19 protein-coding genes are annotated in these 17,339 nt (G+C 48.0%); 8 read left to right on the top strand and 11 right to left on the bottom strand.

Translation table 11 applies throughout. From position 1 onward, the window contains the following. The first annotated feature begins 211 nt into the window (after positions 1 to 211). Positions 212 to 481, top strand: coding sequence for a hypothetical protein (locus ACOJTG_RS02985; protein WP_094817018.1), 270 nt, complete (start codon positions 212 to 214; stop codon positions 479 to 481). Here the strand turns inward: ACOJTG_RS02985 and ACOJTG_RS02980 are convergent. Next, positions 478 to 1,380, bottom strand: coding sequence for a histone deacetylase (locus ACOJTG_RS02980; RefSeq protein ID WP_420152445.1), 903 nt, complete (start codon positions 1,378 to 1,380; stop codon positions 478 to 480). The two genes, ACOJTG_RS02985 and ACOJTG_RS02980, sit on opposite strands and share 4 nt — an antisense overlap. Before the next feature lie 100 nt (positions 1,381 to 1,480). On the opposite strand from ACOJTG_RS02980, the gene ACOJTG_RS02975 reads away from it, so the two are divergent. The 5 genes from ACOJTG_RS02975 (at position 1,481) to ACOJTG_RS02955 (ending at position 4,854) form a co-directional block, all read left to right on the top strand. Beyond that, on the top strand, positions 1,481 to 1,993 hold the full coding sequence (locus ACOJTG_RS02975) for a fasciclin domain-containing protein (protein WP_420152444.1): 513 nt from the start codon (positions 1,481 to 1,483) through the stop codon (positions 1,991 to 1,993). Between the two features lie 136 nt (positions 1,994 to 2,129). Next, positions 2,130 to 2,681: a DUF4494 domain-containing protein gene (locus ACOJTG_RS02970; protein ID WP_420152443.1), complete on the top strand. Its 552-nt coding sequence runs from the start codon at positions 2,130 to 2,132 to the stop codon at positions 2,679 to 2,681. Positions 2,682 to 2,737: 56 nt separating this feature from the next. Then, positions 2,738 to 3,298 (top strand): fasciclin domain-containing protein, encoded by a 561-nt coding sequence (locus ACOJTG_RS02965; RefSeq protein WP_420152442.1) that lies wholly within the window; start codon positions 2,738 to 2,740, stop codon positions 3,296 to 3,298. Positions 3,299 to 3,349: 51 nt separating this feature from the next. Then, entirely contained in the window at positions 3,350 to 4,192 is an 843-nt protein-coding gene (locus ACOJTG_RS02960) for a bifunctional transcriptional activator/DNA repair enzyme AdaA (protein ID WP_420152441.1), read from the top strand. 104 nt (positions 4,193 to 4,296) lie between these two features. Continuing rightward, the gene (locus ACOJTG_RS02955) at positions 4,297 to 4,854 is read left to right on the top strand and encodes a fasciclin domain-containing protein (RefSeq protein WP_420152440.1); all 558 of its coding nucleotides are present in this window, start codon (positions 4,297 to 4,299) and stop codon (positions 4,852 to 4,854) included. Positions 4,855 to 4,924: 70 nt separating this feature from the next. On the opposite strand, the gene ACOJTG_RS02950 is transcribed toward ACOJTG_RS02955, so the two are convergent. The 3 genes from ACOJTG_RS02950 to ACOJTG_RS02940 all read right to left on the bottom strand — a co-directional run bounded on the left by ACOJTG_RS02950 (position 4,925) and on the right by ACOJTG_RS02940 (position 8,201). Continuing rightward, positions 4,925 to 5,392, bottom strand: a complete 468-nt coding sequence (locus tag ACOJTG_RS02950; protein WP_420152439.1) for a GNAT family N-acetyltransferase — start codon at positions 5,390 to 5,392, stop codon at positions 4,925 to 4,927. Between the two features lie 124 nt (positions 5,393 to 5,516). Continuing rightward, entirely contained in the window at positions 5,517 to 7,442 is a 1,926-nt protein-coding gene (dnaK, locus tag ACOJTG_RS02945; RefSeq protein ID WP_420152438.1) for a molecular chaperone DnaK, read from the bottom strand. Between the two features lie 180 nt (positions 7,443 to 7,622). Continuing rightward, positions 7,623 to 8,201: a hypothetical protein gene (locus ACOJTG_RS02940; protein WP_420152437.1), complete on the bottom strand. Its 579-nt coding sequence runs from the start codon at positions 8,199 to 8,201 to the stop codon at positions 7,623 to 7,625. Positions 8,202 to 8,366: 165 nt separating this feature from the next. On the opposite strand from ACOJTG_RS02940, the gene ACOJTG_RS02935 reads away from it, so the two are divergent. Next, complete coding sequence (locus ACOJTG_RS02935) at positions 8,367 to 8,789, top strand: nuclease A inhibitor family protein (protein ID WP_420152436.1); 423 nt, start codon at positions 8,367 to 8,369, stop codon at positions 8,787 to 8,789. Between the two features lie 156 nt (positions 8,790 to 8,945). Here the strand turns inward: ACOJTG_RS02935 and rplT are convergent, their stop codons facing one another. The 7 genes from rplT to ACOJTG_RS02900 form a co-directional block, all read right to left on the bottom strand. Then, positions 8,946 to 9,290, bottom strand: coding sequence for a 50S ribosomal protein L20 (rplT, locus tag ACOJTG_RS02930; RefSeq protein WP_094817007.1), 345 nt, complete (start codon positions 9,288 to 9,290; stop codon positions 8,946 to 8,948). 166 nt (positions 9,291 to 9,456) lie between these two features. Then, positions 9,457 to 9,651, bottom strand: a complete 195-nt coding sequence (rpmI, locus tag ACOJTG_RS02925) for a 50S ribosomal protein L35 (protein WP_106634870.1) — start codon at positions 9,649 to 9,651, stop codon at positions 9,457 to 9,459. Between the two features lie 208 nt (positions 9,652 to 9,859). Beyond that, a complete protein-coding gene (infC, locus tag ACOJTG_RS02920) occupies positions 9,860 to 10,420 on the bottom strand; it encodes a translation initiation factor IF-3 (protein ID WP_420152435.1) in 561 nt (186 codons plus the stop codon). A 163-nt stretch (positions 10,421 to 10,583) separates the two neighbouring features. Next, positions 10,584 to 12,533 (bottom strand): threonine--tRNA ligase, encoded by a 1,950-nt coding sequence (thrS, locus tag ACOJTG_RS02915; RefSeq protein ID WP_420152434.1) that lies wholly within the window; start codon positions 12,531 to 12,533, stop codon positions 10,584 to 10,586. A gap of 197 nt (positions 12,534 to 12,730) precedes the next feature. Next, on the bottom strand, positions 12,731 to 13,861 hold the full coding sequence (locus tag ACOJTG_RS02910) for a tetratricopeptide repeat protein (RefSeq protein ID WP_420152433.1): 1,131 nt from the start codon (positions 13,859 to 13,861) through the stop codon (positions 12,731 to 12,733). 81 nt (positions 13,862 to 13,942) lie between these two features. Then, on the bottom strand, positions 13,943 to 14,329 hold the full coding sequence (locus ACOJTG_RS02905; RefSeq protein ID WP_420152432.1) for a hypothetical protein: 387 nt from the start codon (positions 14,327 to 14,329) through the stop codon (positions 13,943 to 13,945). A gap of 25 nt (positions 14,330 to 14,354) precedes the next feature. Further along, positions 14,355 to 14,720, bottom strand: coding sequence for a hypothetical protein (locus ACOJTG_RS02900; protein WP_420152431.1), 366 nt, complete (start codon positions 14,718 to 14,720; stop codon positions 14,355 to 14,357). A gap of 172 nt (positions 14,721 to 14,892) precedes the next feature. On the opposite strand from ACOJTG_RS02900, the gene ACOJTG_RS02895 reads away from it, so the two are divergent. Further along, positions 14,893 to 17,339, top strand: a 2,447-nt coding sequence (locus tag ACOJTG_RS02895; protein WP_420152430.1) for a M14 family zinc carboxypeptidase, incomplete at its 3' end; no start/stop codon positions are given.

Below are 17,339 nucleotides of genomic sequence, written 5' to 3'. Positions count from 1 at the left end.
TATGCTTTCGATTCACCGTACTTCCCAGTACAAGGGTGGACGGTCTTTGCCGGTTGGGACCTGAAGAAAGTACGAAGTGAAAGGATGCGGAGCTACCCTGGCAGCAATACTCTTGCCCTGGACCGCATTCCTAGCCCCATACGATTTATATCTAGAGAAAACACAGATTTTCAACGCGTTCTATTGGTACTTCTGTAACAATTAGATAAGTATGGCATTTTACTTGAACGGACTCAGATACCGACCCCGGCCAGCCAAACGGACTTCTGCCGGCATTCTTTCTGGACTACTCCTGCTTTCCATCTTGGGCAATCTCGTACAGTGGACCTCCCAAAAGGCTATACGTACGCAGTTAAACAATGCCATCGTTAGCAATGATTCGACGCTGGCGGCCAAACACGAGACTGAAAAACGGCTGCTTCGGATGGAAGAGGAACTGAACCAGCAAAAGACCTTACGACTCATTTCGGACAAACGTTAGAAATACATCTCTTCCGCCAGTCGGAACGTATTGCAATGAGCTTCGACAATGTCGGCGAGCCGGTGCGAGTAGCCCCCGCCCATGACCACCACGAGCGGCAAACCATAGCGTTGAGCCTGTTCGAATACAAACTGGTCGCGACGGCGGCAGCCTTCTTTGGTCATCTTCAGCTTGCCGAGTTTGTCCGTTTCGAGCACGTCGACCCCGGCAATGAAAAAGAGGAAATCGGGCTTTTCCTGCTCCAGCAAGCCGGGCAGCGTATCATACAGTTGCTGCAAATACGGTTCATCCGTTAGGTAAGAGGGCAATTCGATGTCCAGGTCCGACTTCTCCTTATGTAGCGGATAGTTATCTTTCCCGTGCATCGAAAACGTAAACACGCGGGGTTCGTTTTCGAAAATGCAGGCGGTTCCATTTCCCTGGTGCACGTCCAGATCGATCACCAGAATTTTCTTCCGCTGTCCTTCATCCAGTAGATAATTCGCGGCAATGGCTACGTCATTGAGGATACAAAACCCTTCGCCCTTGTCCGCGTAAGCGTGATGTGTACCGCCGGCAATGTTCATAGCTATACCGTATTGCTGAGCGTACCGGCAGCAGTCGATCGTACCCTGAGCAATGACGATTTCCCGGTGTACCAGAGCCTCCGTTAAGGGGAATCCAATCCGCCGCACCATTTTGTCCGATAAACGAAGATTCCGCAGATCATCCCAATACGTTGGCGTATGCGTTCGAAGAATCCAGTGCGGATCGAGGGGCTGGGGTTGAAAAAAGGAATCCTCCCGAACGACGCCCTCCCGCAACAGTTGTTGGGGAATTAGTTCGTATTTTTCCATGGGAAAGCGGTGACCTTCGGGAAGCGAATAGCAGTACTCAGCTGCGTAAGCAATTTTTAACATAGGGATTGATTTGCCTCTGGTCCGCTACCATTTTCATTCCAGCGGCCCAAGTGGCCTTATTTTTTTAGGCTATTGCGGATATTCAACCAACATATAGCTTATGAAAACGCTACTGTTTGTATTCGCTCTGGGTATTACGACCAGCTACGCTCAAACTTCCGTTAATGATTCTCGTAAGGATCTGATTGCAAATCTGAGCAGTACGGCCGATTACGCCACGTTCACTAACGCTCTCAATCAGAGCGGTTTGTCACAAACGTTACGTGCCAACGGTCCCTTTACCATATTCGCACCTACGGACAAGGCTTTTGCAAAGGTTCCTTCGCTGGATGAACTCCTAAAAAGCGAAAATAAACCGAAGTTGATCAAGTTACTATCCAACCACGTACTGACGGGAAAGTATACGGCTCAATCGATTCGTGAAGCCATTGAAAAAGGCCAGGGCAAAGCCACATTCAAAACCCTGGGTGGCGGTACCCTGACGGCAGCTTTATCAGAAGACGCCGTCCTGATTACCGACGAAGCCGGGAGCACCTCCCGAGTAATCATGCCCGACCAGAATTCCGATAACGGCATCATTCACATTATAGATACAGTTGATCAGACGAAGTAGGTATTTGTTTTCGTACTAGTTTGTCACTACATTTTCGAAGGATCGATGGAAGAGAATTTCTTTCGTCGATCCTTCGTTGCATATAGGAGTGATCTTGTAAATTGCTCCATCATCCGTTTACACTTTATATTTTTACATGGCTACGTGGTTTTTAGGAAAGATCCGATTTACAAAGGAAATTGATGCAGGGAAGTTTCAAACCGTTACGGAGGCGTATTTACTCGACGCCGTATCGTTTACAGATGCCGAAGCCCGCTTGTATGATTTATTAGGTGACAACGCTCCCGATTTCCGGGTAACCAGCCTGTCGCCCATGAAAGTTCAGGAAGTTTTTCATGTGGAAGGCCCTGAATTAAAGTGGTTTAAAGTCAAAATTCTGATTACGACTTTTGACGAAAAAGCGAAGAAAGAAAAGAAGTCCTCGGCCTCTTTTCTCATCAACGCCGACTCCATCAAACAGGCCTACGATCGGGTGGAAGATGCCTTGGGTCGCGTAGAAGATTACGAAATTACGGACGTGTCCCTTACACCCATTCTTGAAGTGGTTCCCTACGACGTGGACAACCAGAAGATGGATCAGTTGCGTCCGTTATCGGAGGCAGTGGCGGCGTTTGAAAATGATTCGAACCCAACCTCAAAGGATTCACCCGAACAGCCTTTTGAGCGGGTCGAACCAGCGGCAGAGTAACCCCGGAATCCGGCAGGTATTCGCTCCTGCCGGATTCTTATTCCTATATCCCCATCATGAAAAAAATCTGCTTTGCTTTACTCACTCTCTGGGCTACCGGTTGTGTAAGTAGCCAGGGCCCCAGCCGTACCTCTACCCCATCTCAACCGACTTCTCCTGCGGCTTCAGCCAGTGGCGGACGCGTGAATATTGCCCAGCATGCGGCCCGCTCACAGGAACACAGTATCCTTACCAAAGCTCTCAAAGAAACCGGGTTTGTAAACACCTTACAGAACTCTGGACCTTTTACCGTATTTGCTCCCACGGACTCCGCCTTTCACAAGTCGCCGGAAGCTACTGCCCTATTGCAACCCGATCAGATGAACCGCCTGCGAAAAGTGCTGGCCTATCACATCGTTACAGGCGTTTGGCAAACCAAAAACTTCCAGGAAGCTTTAGATCGGGGTATCCAACGCGTAGAACTGCGAACCCTCGCAGGCGAATACATCTACGTATCCAAGAACGGCGACCAGTGGCTGGTAACAGATAAAACCGGCCATCAGGCCAAGCTTGAAACCACGGACTATGCCGTTAGTAACGGAATTGTACACGTAACTGACGCCGTGCTTTGGCCCTAAGTCCGCAAGTTTCGGGTTACGGGACTGCAATGAAGGCGGTATTTTTGGTTCATGAATGACTATCAACGCATTGAAAAAGCGATTCAGTACCTGAATACGCACTTCCAGCAACAGCCTTCGCTGGACGCGGTGGCTGAGCATGTCCACCTGAGCCCATACCATTTTCAACGTCTGTTTAAAGACTGGGCGGGGGTAAGTCCCAAGAAGTTTTTGCAGTACATCAGCCTCGAACACGCCAAGAGCTTACTGGCTCAGGGACACTCCCTGGCCGATACCAGTTTCGAAACCGGCCTTTCCAGTACCAGCCGTCTGCATGATTTATTCATTACCATCGAAGGCATGACGCCCGGCGAATACAAAAACGGCGGACAGTACCTACAAATTCAGTACAGCTTTGGCTCTACGCCCTTCGGACCAATTTGCATGGCTTCCACCGAAAAAGGCGTCTGCCACGTGGCGTTTATTACCAGTGAGGATGAAGGAAGAACTACCCTACAACTCCGCTTTCCCTACGCTCAGCTGGAGCTTCTGCCTACTGAATTTCATCGGGCCGTACTGCTGCGGTTTGAAAATTCGCCCGCGGATTTACCCCAGTTGAAATTACATTTGATGGGTACGGATTTCCAGCTCAAAGTATGGCAGGCCCTGCTACAAATCCCACCGGGACGACTGAGCACGTATGCACACCTTTCGCAGGTGATTGGGAAGCCCTCCGCTTGCCGGGCCGTGGGAACGGCGATTGGGCAAAATCCCATTGCGTACCTGATACCCTGTCACCGCGTCATTCGCTCTACGGGTGTGATTGGTGACTACCACTGGGGAGCGAGTCGAAAAGCGGCTTTGATCGGTTGGGAATCAGCCCATATGTTAGGGGAACCGGAGAACGTTTGTTAGTAATTTTTAACACGACATTTATAGCATCGCATCGATAAATACCTAAACTTGCACTAGAATCAACGAAACCCATAACAACGATCACCCCTTAAAACTATAGGAATATGAAAGCGATTCTTTTGTCAGTATTAGCCGCTGGTTTGCTTACCTCCACCCAGACCTTCGCTCAGGAAACAGCTCCCGTAGATGCGGCTAAAAAAGGTCAAATTATCATGAGTGCCCAGAAAATGATTGTGGAAAATGCCGTTCAATCACCGGGCTTAAAGACTTTTACCGCCGCGTTGAAACAAACCGGCGTTAGCAATACCCTATCTTCCAGCGGTCCCTTCACGGTTTTTGCTCCTACCGACTCAGCATTTGCTGCCGTTCCTGACGCAGCTCAGTTTGTTTCGGCTGGCAATGTGACGACCTTACGTAAAACCCTGCTACATCATGTCGTAACGGGCAAATGGACGGCGAATGACCTCCAAAACGCTGTGAATAAGGGTAAAGGAAAAACCGTACTACGCACGCTTACCGGTCAAAACCTGACGGTAACAAAATCAGGTGATCAGTTTGTGGTAGCCGATGAAAAAGGCCATCAGGCAGTGGTAGAATTCCCTGATCAGGCTCAGAAAAATGGTGTAGTACACGTGATTAGTGCCGTACTCATGCCGAAATAAGTATTGCGTTTTTCTAAATACAAAAGCCTTCTCTGATTGATCAGAGAAGGCTTTTTATTACAAACGTCCGTCAGATTTCTTTGATAAATACGACGCGATCCTGCCCTTCGCCTGCGTAATTTTTGACAACGGGTACGTCATAGCCGCCCCGCTCACCGATCATCTCCATGCCCATTTTATGATGGTGGAAGGCAATTGATTTAGTATTCTCTGGCGTTGTGATGGCTCTTACATGCGTACAGCCTTTCGTTTTGCAATAGTTGATAAAATGCTGGTACAGGAGCGTACCGAGCCCTTTTTTCTGGTGACTTTCCCGAATCCCAACGAGATGGACGTACCCTGACTGATCCGTCTGGGAGAGAAAACCGAAGAGATACGCTACGGGTTTTTGTTCTTCTCGAATGACAAAAGCCGTATTTCCGAATTCGTGAATGTAAATGGGATGATGGAAGGACAGTGTACGTTCGCTTCCCCAAAATTCGGCGATGTCCCGAATGATGATAAAATAGTCGTCGAGTGTACAGTTTTCGATAAGCATAGTTGGGTGGTTAACAGTGGAAGAAAGATTGGGGCACACCTATACACAGATACCGTGGCAAATAAAAAGTCCCTAACCAATTTCGCAATTGATTAGGGACTTTACTATAACTATTCAGAAAGGATTACTTCACTTCTTCAAAGTTCACATCCTGAACATCTTTATCATTACCAGCAGAACCGCCAGCCTGACCTTCGGTAGCATCACCACCGGGGTAACCATTCGGCTGAGCACCACCACCGGCATTAGCAGCGTTGTACATTTCAGTAGAAGCGGCCGCCCAGGCATTGTTCAGTTGTTCGGAAGCAGCATCGATAGCAGCAACGTCCTGGCTTTGGTGAGCCGTACGCAGAGCAGCAACGGCCGTTTCGATGGCTGATTTATTGCCTTCTGACAATTTATCACCGTACTCTTTCAATTGACGTTCCGTTTGGAAAATCAGTGAATCGGCCTGGTTCAGCTTCTCGATTTTTTCACGTTCAGCCTTATCGTTGGCTTCGTTCGCTTTGGCTTCGTCACGCATCCGTTGGATTTCGGCGTCGCTCAAACCGCTGGAAGCTTCGATCCGAATCTTCTGCTCTTTGTTCGTAGCCTTATCTTTGGCTGATACGTTCAGGATACCGTTCGCATCCACGTCGAAAGTTACCTCGATTTGAGGAATACCACGGGGTGCGGGCGGAATATCGCTCAGGTGGAAACGACCCAAGGTACGGTTTTGACCGGCCATCGGACGCTCGCCCTGCAATACGTGGATTTCAACCGAAGGCTGATTATCCGACGCCGTTGAGAACGTTTCAGATTTTTTCGTAGGAATCGTGGTGTTCGCGTCGATCAATTTCGTGAATACACCACCCATAGTTTCGATACCCAGTGACAAAGGAATAACGTCTAACAGCAGTACGTCTTTCACTTCACCCGTCAATACGCCCCCTTGTACGGCAGCACCAATGGCTACGGCTTCATCAGGGTTGATATTTTTCGAAGGTTTCTTACCAAAGAATTTCTCTACTTCTTCCTGTACTTTCGGAATACGCGTCGAACCACCTACCAGAATCACTTCGTCGATTTCGGAAGTGCTGATGTTGGCGTTCTTCATCGCTTTACGAACGGGTTCCATCATGCGTACGAACAGGCTATCGGCCAGTTGTTCGAATTTCGCCCGAGTCAGCGTACGCACCAAGTGCTTGGGCATACCGTTCACAGGGAAGATGTACGGCAGGTTGATTTCCGTCTGGCTGGAAGAAGAAAGTTCTACTTTCGCTTTTTCAGCGGCTTCTTTCAGACGTTGCAGAGCCATCGGATCCTGACGAAGGTCTAATCCTTCGTCCGCCTTGAACTCACCAGCCAGCCAGTCAATGATCACCTGGTCGAAGTCATCACCACCTAAGTGCGTATCACCGTCAGTTGATTTTACTTCGAATACGCCATCACCCAGTTCCAGAATTGAAATATCAAACGTACCACCACCTAAGTCAAACACGGCAATTTTCATGTCATGTTTTTTGTCCAGACCAAAGGCCAGAGCGGCAGCTGTAGGTTCGTTGATAATCCGTTTTACGTCCAGACCAGCGATTTGTCCGGCTTCTTTCGTAGCCTGACGCTCGGCATCGTTAAAGTACGCAGGTACCGTAATAACGGCGTCTGTTACGGTTTGTCCCAGGTAATCTTCAGCCGTCTGCTTCATTTTCGTCAGAATCTGAGCCGAGATTTCCTGAGGCGTATACAGACGGTCACCAATCCGTACACGGGGAGTATTGTTAGGGCCTTGTTCTACGACATACGAAATGGTTTTCATTTCGTTTTGTACTTCCGTAAAACGTTTACCCATGAAACGCTTGATTGACTGAATAGTATTCGTAGGGTTTGTAATAGCCTGACGTTTGGCAGGATCTCCTACTTTACGCTCGCCATTACCATTATCCATAAAGGCTACGACTGAAGGAGTCGTACGACGTCCTTCGCTGTTTGGGATAACAACGGGCTCGTTACCTTCCATTACAGCAACGCAGGAGTTTGTCGTGCCTAAGTCAATGCCAATGATTTTTCCCATGATAAAGTATTTGGTTTAATTTCTCGGTTATCGGTAGATGCTCTATTTATCTAAATCCCCGTGCCTATGGCTATTTTCTGTCTTATATTCTGACAGATTGACAGCATAAAAAAGGGCCCGCAGCGAAAAAATCTGCGAGCCTTCGACACAAACTTTACTCATCGTTGAGGTACTGACAGTTTATTTACCAAAAAGTCCGCCGAGCATACCACCCAATCCGCCTTCGTTGTTTTTGTCATTTTTATCGTTGGACGAACCAAACAAACTACCTCCAATATTTTTCAAATCGTTCATATCAAGTTTACCGTCGGCCAGAGCCGCTCCTACCTGATTAAAGTTAAATCCACCCGTGTTGGCATCCGTACCCGCCAGAAGCGATCCCATCATGGAATTAGCATCCACGGATTTGTCGTTCGGATTGTTCAACTTGCCAATGATTGTACTTAATACCATTGGGACAATGGCTCCGACGATGCTCTGTGCCACAGAGCCACTAATTCCAAATTTGTCCATCAGACTACCTATGGCATTTTGGGAAATTCCCGAAACAATAGGACTCTGTTGTACTGCCTGGCGACCGGAGAATAATTCCATCAGGCCACTGATGTTTCCCTTGGCTGCTTCGCCCTGTAAACCCTGTACGATAGACGTAAAGATGGTCGTCTGAGCGGCTTCGTTCTGTTGTTCAGGAATAGCCGGATTGTTGACAATGGCTTCCTGTGAATTATTTTTGACGAGATTGAGGAGCTGATCTAACATAGTTGTTTATTAGTAAGCGTATGGTCGTTTTTACTTAGCAATAGTACTCTACTTTTTTGAAAAACAAAAATTACCTTTGCTGCATTACTTTGTAAAAAAGTTGAGCCTACCTCACTTCGTACGCTTATTTTTGATTCAATCTCGGACTTTTTCAACCTTACGATTATGGCTGCCCGACTGGCTTCCAATCTCTTGATCGAAAACCTGAAGCAGGAAGTAAATGGCCTGCTCTATACCAGCGAATCTGATGCTCCTTTTGAGGTAAACGCGTTGCCCGAATGGCAGAAAGAGACGCCACCCGAAGCAGAAGCATTCCGTTCCTTGCTGGGACTAGAAGCGGATGTACCCGTGAAAATCCAAAAAATAGAATCGTTTTTCAGACCTTTATTGAAGACCTATGACTGGTTTGGGGAAGAAGAAAATCAGACGGTAGAACGCTATCAGCAATTGAAAAGCTTCGTCGCTACCCAGTTGACAAAACCTCAGGTATATCGCGTGGGAGAAGTAGAAATCGACATTTACATCGTGGGGCAGTCCGTGGATGGCCCCTGGGTAAGTTTAAAGACGAAAGCGACAGAAACGGAATAGCTATCAATTTTCAAGCCTGACGTGTAGTCATGAATTGAAGTCTCCTTTCTTGAAAAAGTGACATTTCGTCGTATTCTCTATAGGCTACTAAAACAAAAATCCTCCGGCAAGCCGGAGGATTTTCTATAGATCGAAACTTGATTTCTAATCTATGGCTCATTTCACGTGGTCAACCACAGCTTTGAACGCATCAGGATGGTTCATTGCCAGATCAGCCAATACTTTACGGTTCAGTTCAACGCCTGAATTATGCAGTTTGCCAATGAATTGTGAGTAGCTCAAGCCGTGCTGACGAGCACCGGCGTTGATACGAGCAATCCAAAGAGCACGGAAATTCCGTTTTTTCTGCTTACGATCGCGGTAAGCATAATTTAAACCACGTTCAACGGCATTTTTAGCTACCGTCCAAACGTTTTTACGACGGCCATAATAACCTTTGGCCAGTTTGAGCACCTTTTTGCGACGGGCTCGAGACGCTACGTGATTGACACTACGTGGCATGTTGTGTTAGTTTTTTGACGTTGGCGGAGCGTTTAGTTATCGGTTGTTGGTTTTCGGTTGTCAGTTAACTGAAGACTGAAAAGAGTAAACTGAAAACTAAGCTTGCTCACTTAAATGGCCATGAGTCGGGTTAAACAAGGAAACCTGTAATTGGTCCGAAGACGAACTACTTGGCAAGCAGAGCGATTACGCGAGCGTGATCTGACTCATGTACAAGCGTGGTCTTAACGAGGTTAGCCTTACGTTTGTTAGACTTCTTCGTCAGGATGTGGCTGTGGAAGGCGTGCTTCCGCTTGATTTGTCCGGTTCCAGTCAGCTTAAAACGCTTTTTGGAGCCCGAGTTTGATTTTTGCTTAGGCATAAACTGAACCTGTTAATAGATGAAAAAAGTACTCAAAGTGAAATGAACCGCAAAAGTAACAAAAAAAGCAACAATAGCTACGATTTAATTACGTTTTTTAAGCTATCTTCCTCGTTTTCAGGTCATAAAACAACCCATGGGGTAGTATTCATGTGAATACTACTCCATGGGTTGGTACAGATTCGACTTTGCTAAAAAGCGGGTCGATTTATTTTTTCACTTTCGGAGCGATGATGATGTTCATCCGGCGACCTTCCAGACGAGCTTCTGATTCCAGTTTTCCATGTTCTTCCAGATCCGACATGAATCGCTTCAGCAGATTGAAACCCTGGTCTTTAAATACGATTTCACGTCCGGAGAACTGTACGTAAGCTTTCACTTTCGAACCTTCTTTCAGGAAGTTTGTCGCGTGCTTTAATTTAAAGTCGTAATCGTGATCATCCGTCGTAGGACTAAAGCGGATCTCTTTAATTACCACTTTAATTTGCTTGGATTTCAGCTCCTTCTGTTTTTTCTTCTGTTCGTATTTGAACTTCGAATAATCAACGATGCGGCATACTGGAGGATCTGCATTGGGAGAAATCTCCACTAAATCCAGCGTCTGCTGCTGAGCCATTTCCAGAGCCTGACGAATATCAACAATACCCTGGTCTACGTTGTCGCCAACCAAGCGTACTTGCTGTACTCCGCGAATCAATTGATTAATGCGGTAGGGTTCTTCTTTCCTTACAGGAGGTCTGCGGTTCATACCGCCGGGGCGTAATGCCATACTTGTTAATTTGGTGATTTTTAAGTTTTCAGTGATTACTGTTTTCAGCAGAATGGAAGTAGACTGAAAACTCCTGATCCTGAACTGAAAACTGAGAAGAAGCCGTCACGAAAGCTTCCTTACGTAACGGCTTCGAAAAATACGTGCCTAAGATGAAGTATTTTTAAAATTTAAGCAAATTTTTATTGATTTCCTCCTTAGCCAGGGCAATAAACTGACCGATTGGCATACTGCCTAGATCACCTTCGCCTTTTTTACGGACAGAAACGGTTCCTTCGGCCTGCTCTTTCTCACCTACAATGAGCATAAAGGGCGTTTTCGAAACCTCCGCATCGCGGATTTTTTTGCCAATTTTTTCATCCCGGTGATCTACGTATCCCCGCAGGTCGTCCTCCTGAAGCAACAGGAAAATTTCGTTGGCGTAATCGGTGTATTTCTCTGAAATCGGCAATACTGCCAATTGTTCCGGTGACAGCCACAGCGGGAAATTTCCAGCCGTACTTTCAATCAGAATAGCTACAAAACGCTCGAGCGAACCAAAAGGTGCCCGGTGAATCATCACGGGGCGATACTTTTTATTATCCGCTCCGGTGTATTCGAGATCAAAACGTTCGGGCAGGTTATAGTCTACCTGAATGGTACCCAACTGCCACTTACGGCCGAGGGCATCTTTCACCATGAAGTCCAGCTTGGGACCGTAGAAGGCTGCCTCACCGTATTCAATAACCGTATTCAGTCCTTTCGCTGCGGCGGAGCTGATGATGGCTTGTTCGGCCCGATCCCAGTTTTCTTCCGAACCGATGTATTTGGAACGATCTTCCTGATCCCGTAATGAAATCTGAGCACTGTATTCATTAAAGCCCAGAGCCTTGAATACGTACTGAACCAGATCAATTACTTTCATGAACTCTTCCTCGACCTGATCGGGACGGCAGAAAATGTGAGCATCATCCTGCGTAAAGCCACGTACGCGGGTCAGTCCGTGCAACTCACCCGATTGCTCGTAGCGATACACTGTACCGAATTCCGCAAACCGTACGGGCAGATCCCGGTAACTGCGGGGCTTCGACCGATAGATTTCGCAGTGGTGCGGGCAGTTCATCGGTTTCAGCAGGAATTCCTCATCCTCATCCGGCGTATGGATGGGTTGGAAGGAATCCTTACCGTATTTTTCGTAGTGACCGGAAGTCACGTAGAGTTGCTTGGAGCCAATGTGCGGCGTTACGACCGGCAAATACCCCGCCCGAACCTGAGCCCGGCGAAGGAAATTTTCCAGCCGCTCACGAAGAGCCGCTCCTTTAGGCAGCCACAGGGGCAAGCCCTGCCCTACCCGCTCGGAGAAAGTAAACAGCTCCAATTCTTTACCCAGCTTCCGGTGATCCCGCTTCTTGGCTTCTTCGAGCAGATGAAGGTATTCGTCCAGCTCTTTCTGTTTCGGGAAAGTCACACCGTAAATCCGGGTGAGCATTTTATTGTTTTCGTTACCACGCCAATAGGCTCCGGCAACGTTGAGAATCTTGGCAGCTTTAATGAAACCAGTATCCGGAATGTGCGGCCCCCGGCAGAGATCGGTGAAATTTCCCTGCGAATAGAACGTAATCTTTCCATCTTCGAGGTCCTTCAGCAGATCCAGCTTATACTCGTCGCCTTTTTCTTCAAAATACGCAATAGCCTCCGCTTTTGAGATCGGTGTGCGAGCGTACACTTCTTTCTGCCGGGCCAGTTCGAGCATTTTGTCTTCTACTTTCTTGAAATCTTCCTGCGAGAACTTCTGATCGCCCAGGTCAACGTCGTAGTAGAAACCAGTTTCGATGGCCGGACCAATCCCGAATTTCACGCCAGGGTACAAGGCTTCCAGAGCCTCAGCCAGCAAGTGAGCTGACGAGTGCCAGAAGGTTGCTTTTCCGTCCGTGTCGTTCCAGGTCAGCAGTTTAACGGTTGAATCGTTTTCGATGGCACGACTAGCGTCCCATACTTCGCCGTTTACTTCGGCGGCTAATACATTACGGGCAAGGCCTTCGCTGATGCTACGGGCAATGTCCAGGCCGGAGACGCCCTTCGGAAACGTACGGATGCTTCCGTCCGGCAGGGTAATCTGGATTTGATTTTCCATGAATATGTGAAATAAACGATTAAAAATCACGGAGATACAAAGTCCGTGAGAGCCTTACAGTTTCCAGAGTATCGTTTGCTGTTTTCAGTGAACTGTGTCCAGAAAACAATTCTGTCAACGCGATGTATAGTTACTTGTACTATGAAATCCTTTCATTTAATGCCCTAAACTAGCAACCGTTCCGGATAAAAGCACTACTAAATAGAATCGGCGGCGGCGGTTCCCGTTCTATCTGGGACGGTCAGGGCTGGTCGGTATCGTTCATCCTGCCGCAGCTCTGGATAATTGCTTAACTGTTTTCGTCGCGTTCGCCAATAGCCGCCTACTGCCTTTCGATTGCCCGGATTTTGCTGGGCTTCCGCTAAGTAGTAATCCATGGCTTTGTCGTCGTTACCTACTAATTCAAGACATTGAGCCATCAGAAAGTTCAATCCGGGATAGTTAGGGTTCACCTTTTCCACCACTTGCAGATGCTTAAGGGCAGCCGCTGCTTTTTCGACATTGAACAAAAGCGAGGCTACATACAAGTTCGCTCCGGGGTTATTGGGCTCCGTTTTAATGGCTTTCATAAACTCCGTATACGAACTGTCCACTTGCGAAGTTTGCAGGAAAGTCAGTCCCCGACGATAATGTAAATCGGCATCATTCGGATAAAAATGAAGTCCTTCCTGAGCAAAGATCAAAGCTTTAGGATACTCCTTTTTCTGGTAATAAATCCGGGATAGTTGCTGATACGCATCCAGAAAACCCGGCATCAGTGTACGACTTCGCAGAAACAGTACTAGTGCCGACGTCGTATCCCCTAATTTGGCGGCAATCATGCCCCGATAAAAATAGGCTTCGCCGTGGTAGGGATTGATTTGCAAGGTACGGGCTAGGTACTGCCGGGCTTTTCCCAACTGGTACTTTTGCTGGTACAAATCCGCCAGTAGTACGAAGAGCTCGGGAGTACGTTCGTTCAGAATTTCGGCCCGCTGAGCCGCGTATAGAGCTTCATCGATCTGTCGGCGTTGCCGCAAAATCTTCGCTTTAGTTACGTAATAACGACCCGTATTTCGCTTGAGTTCGATGGCCCGGTTGATGTCTTCCAGGGCGGCATCCAGCTCCGAACGCTGGAGATAAATTTCGGCCCGTTTCTGATAGTTGTCCGGAGCATCCGGGTACTGGTGAATAACACGGGTCAGCAAATCCAGAGCTTTGGGGGTAGAAAAACCTTCGTTCATATTCGGCAGCGGCGGAATACGCCCCCCCGCCTGCTCTTCCGAAGAACAGGCCATCATTCCCCCGAGTAAGCCCAAAAACACAAAAACCAGAACCGAACGAATCATTCCCAAAGTCTAAAATCGCCGCAAAACTACGGAATTTACAGGACTGACTCTACTGATTGCCAGAAAAGACACAAACCAGCCTTAACGATCCAAAGACACCGACGGACTTTTCTTTCGAAAGAAGTAGCGGTAATCGTAGTAGTCATTAACCGTTTTCGGTTGTTGAAACACCGCTTGCAGGTATTCCCAGCCATTGTCAATCATAAAATTGACGACTTCCATCGAAGAGTTGAATTTTATGATTTTTTCTGTTTCAGGGTCTTCGATGGCCATCTTTCGATTAGACCGGTTTTTCTGACCGTAATCGACTCGCGTAGAAAGAGAACTGAGGAGGGATGATTCCGTAACTTCGATACTAACCACGGTTCCTTCCTTCAAGGTATTAAGGTCAAATCCATTCACAAATACTTGAGCTTGAGCTAGAGAGCTGAGGCAGCAAAGGATAAGCACACAGAAGGCACGTTTCATAGGTATAGATTAAGGAATAAAGGTTTCATTCCTTAAACTCAACGAGCCGGGTACTAGTATCTGCTTTAGAATTTTTAACAAGCTCAGCCCGTTCAGCCCCTACCTCCTCTTCATCCGTACCCGTTCGTATTTCCGTATCGAACCATTCTTTTTCGGGTTTGCTATGCTTATGGTACGCATTGATCTGAGCCGCAAAATCTTCCTGAGCGTTGCGAAGAAAACTGGCCGAAATGTACGTGTCAGTGGTGCGAACCGTGCTTAGATACACCAAGCGTGTCGTACCCGGTGTTCGAATTTCATCGTTCGTAGCCGTCAGAAAATAATAGTAGGTCTCCGGAGGACGAACCAGCGTACCCATCACGAAAAACAAGCGGATCAATAAATACTGCATACGTAATAAAAAATCAGTTGGCTCTTTCAGATTTTCCTGAACACTTTAGAGCTGTACTTGATCGACGATAATCCCAGACAGGTGCATTTGATTTTATCTTTTGTCGATCTGCGATCCGAGTAGGAGAAAATTCGCCTAATTTTGAAGTTTCCGGATAATACACAACATTGGCATGAAAAAAGTTTCCCTTTTCTTTCTCCTAACCCTCTTTGCGTACCAAGCTCTGGCTCAGAAGACTCCCAAAGAATTTTTAGGATACGAACCCGGTACTATTCGTTGTACCCCCCATTACCGGGTTCTGGATTATTTTGAGTACCTGGCTCAGCAGTTTCCCAAGCAGGTCAAACTTCAGCAGTACGGCACCACCTATGAAAACCGTCCTTTGATGGTGGCCATCATCGCGTCTGAAGACAATTTCTCCCAACTTGAAATCATCCGTACCAATCACCTCAAGTCGATTGGCTTACTGGAAGGTTCCGCCTCTGGGAAATCAGTACCCGTCTCCTGGATGAGCTACAACATTCACGGCAACGAAAACGTATCGTCGGAAGCCGCCATGATTGTAGCGTATAACTTATTAAAAGGCGACAACACGGCCGTTCTCAAGAATACGGTTGTGATCATCGATCCCTGCGTGAACCCCGATGGCTACGATCGCTACGTAAATGGCTACAACCAGCGTTTGGGTAACGTAGCTAACGCCTACGCCGGTGCCTGGGAGCACTCGGAACCCTGGCCGGGCGGACGGATGAACCACTACATGTTTGACCTGAACCGCGACTGGGCCTGGATGGTACAGAAGGAAAGTCAGGCTCGTAATACGATTTATCAGCAATGGATGCCGCACGTATTCGCCGATTTCCACGAGCAAGGCATCAATTCTCCCTATTTCTTTACGCCCCCGGCCAAACCCGTACATCAGGACGTTACGGCCTGGCAACGGGAATTTCAAACCATCATTGGTGATTACAACCGGAAAACCTTTGATAAAAACGGCTGGCTGTACTTTACCCGCGAGAACTTTGACCTGTTCTACCCTAGCTATGGCGATACGTACCCGACTTTCAACGGGGCTATTGGTATGACGTTTGAACAAGCCGGAAATGGCCGGGCGGGTTTGGCTATTCAGAAGGAAGACGGCGATACGCTGACGCTTCACGAACGCATCAGCCACCACGTAGCGGCCAGTAAGGCAACGATGGAAGCCCTTTCGGCGAATGCCGATAAAGCGGCGGCGGAGTTTATCAAGTTCTTCACCAATGCCAAAAATAACCCGACCGGAACGTACAAGTCTTACGTCATCAAAACCAAAGGCAGTGAAGGTAATGCACGGGCGTTCACAGCGTACCTTAAACGCATGGGCTTCCAGTACGGTTACGCGGACAAGTCCGCTAATTTCTCGGGAGCCTATAGTTTTGCGGATGATAAGTCGGCCTCTGCTTCCGTGGAAGCCGGTGATATTGTGATTAGTACCGCCCAGCCTCGTTCGACCTTCCTGAAAATTCTGATGGAACCGAAAACTACACTGGAAGATTCTGTTACCTACGATATCACGTCTTGGGCACTTCCATACGCCTACGGTCTGAAAGCGTTTGCTCTGAAAGAAAAAGTGCCGTTTACGACCACCGCTCCGGCAGCTACTACGCCAGCGGCCATTACGACGAAACCCTACGCGTATCTGCTTCGCTGGAAATCACAGGAAGATGCTCATTTGCTGGCTCATTTGTTCCGGAAAAACGTTCGGGCCCGGGTAGCTACGAAGGCGTTTGAGGTAGAAGGTCAGAAATACGACATTGGTACGGTCATTCTGACGCGGGGTGAAAACGCCAGACTGGGTGACGCGTTCGACACGATTTTACAACAGGAAGCCAAAGAAATGCCGGGCAGCCTGATCCCCGTGGCTACGGGTTACGTAACGAACGGTCCGGATTTGGGCTCGAATTACGTAGCACAGATGAAGGCTCCGAAAGTAGCGATCCTGACGGGTGAAGGCACCTCTCCCTACGCCGTAGGCGAAGTGTGGCATTACTTCGATCAGCAGCTGCACTACCCGGCCACGATGATTCACACGAACGATTTTGCGAGTGCCAAGCTGGCCGATTTCGACGTACTGATTCTGGCGAATGGTAATTACGGACGGGTACTCAACGAATCAGGTCTGGCCAAGTTGAAAAGCTGGGTACAGGCGGGTGGTAAACTGATTGCCCTGGAAGGTGCCGTTGGATCACTGGCGGGCAAGGATGGTTTTGAAATCACGAAAAAAGAGGAAAAGGACGAGAAAGGAAAAGCGGTCAGCGACCTGAAAGTATTCGGTAACCGCGAACGCGAATCCGTATCGACCGACACGCCAGGAGCCATTTACAAATTTAACCTAGACACTACGCACCCGCTGGCGTATGGGTTGACGAATCCTTACCACGGACTGGTACTTTCGACGAGTGAGTATGGCTTCCTGAAGAACGGCTGGAATGTAGGGTATCTGCAGAAAAACCCGGCCGTTGCTGGCTTCGTGGGCTTTGAAGCGAAAAAGAAACTGGAAAATACGCTGATGTTCGGTACGCAGGATTTAGGTCGTGGTCAGGTGGTTTACCTGGTCAACAACCCCCTCTTCCGTGGGTT

The organism is Siphonobacter sp. (assembly GCF_048595215.1).
Taxonomy (GTDB): Bacteria; Bacteroidota; Bacteroidia; order Cytophagales; family Spirosomataceae; genus Siphonobacter.
Note: the sequence above shows the minus strand (reverse complement) of the source record. Positions and strands in the feature narration are given on the sequence as shown.

What these genes read in the sequence shown, in the direction of transcription:
- ACOJTG_RS02985 (WP_094817018.1), top strand. Translation starts at nt 212, where the DNA reads ATGGCATTTTACTTGAACGGACTCAGATACCGACCCCGGCCAGCCAAA.
- ACOJTG_RS02980 (WP_420152445.1), bottom strand. Translation starts at nt 1,380, where the DNA reads ATGTTAAAAATTGCTTACGCAGCTGAGTACTGCTATTCGCTTCCCGAA.
- ACOJTG_RS02975 (WP_420152444.1), top strand. Translation starts at nt 1,481, where the DNA reads ATGAAAACGCTACTGTTTGTATTCGCTCTGGGTATTACGACCAGCTAC.
- ACOJTG_RS02970 (WP_420152443.1), top strand. Translation starts at nt 2,130, where the DNA reads ATGGCTACGTGGTTTTTAGGAAAGATCCGATTTACAAAGGAAATTGAT.
- ACOJTG_RS02965 (WP_420152442.1), top strand. Translation starts at nt 2,738, where the DNA reads ATGAAAAAAATCTGCTTTGCTTTACTCACTCTCTGGGCTACCGGTTGT.
- ACOJTG_RS02960 (WP_420152441.1), top strand. Translation starts at nt 3,350, where the DNA reads ATGAATGACTATCAACGCATTGAAAAAGCGATTCAGTACCTGAATACG.
- ACOJTG_RS02955 (WP_420152440.1), top strand. Translation starts at nt 4,297, where the DNA reads ATGAAAGCGATTCTTTTGTCAGTATTAGCCGCTGGTTTGCTTACCTCC.
- ACOJTG_RS02950 (WP_420152439.1), bottom strand. Translation starts at nt 5,392, where the DNA reads ATGCTTATCGAAAACTGTACACTCGACGACTATTTTATCATCATTCGG.
- dnaK (WP_420152438.1), bottom strand. Translation starts at nt 7,442, where the DNA reads ATGGGAAAAATCATTGGCATTGACTTAGGCACGACAAACTCCTGCGTT.
- ACOJTG_RS02940 (WP_420152437.1), bottom strand. Translation starts at nt 8,201, where the DNA reads ATGTTAGATCAGCTCCTCAATCTCGTCAAAAATAATTCACAGGAAGCC.
- ACOJTG_RS02935 (WP_420152436.1), top strand. Translation starts at nt 8,367, where the DNA reads ATGGCTGCCCGACTGGCTTCCAATCTCTTGATCGAAAACCTGAAGCAG.
- rplT (WP_094817007.1), bottom strand. Translation starts at nt 9,290, where the DNA reads ATGCCACGTAGTGTCAATCACGTAGCGTCTCGAGCCCGTCGCAAAAAG.
- rpmI (WP_106634870.1), bottom strand. Translation starts at nt 9,651, where the DNA reads ATGCCTAAGCAAAAATCAAACTCGGGCTCCAAAAAGCGTTTTAAGCTG.
- infC (WP_420152435.1), bottom strand. Translation starts at nt 10,420, where the DNA reads ATGGCATTACGCCCCGGCGGTATGAACCGCAGACCTCCTGTAAGGAAA.
- thrS (WP_420152434.1), bottom strand. Translation starts at nt 12,533, where the DNA reads ATGGAAAATCAAATCCAGATTACCCTGCCGGACGGAAGCATCCGTACG.
- ACOJTG_RS02910 (WP_420152433.1), bottom strand. Translation starts at nt 13,861, where the DNA reads ATGATTCGTTCGGTTCTGGTTTTTGTGTTTTTGGGCTTACTCGGGGGA.
- ACOJTG_RS02905 (WP_420152432.1), bottom strand. Translation starts at nt 14,329, where the DNA reads ATGAAACGTGCCTTCTGTGTGCTTATCCTTTGCTGCCTCAGCTCTCTA.
- ACOJTG_RS02900 (WP_420152431.1), bottom strand. Translation starts at nt 14,720, where the DNA reads ATGCAGTATTTATTGATCCGCTTGTTTTTCGTGATGGGTACGCTGGTT.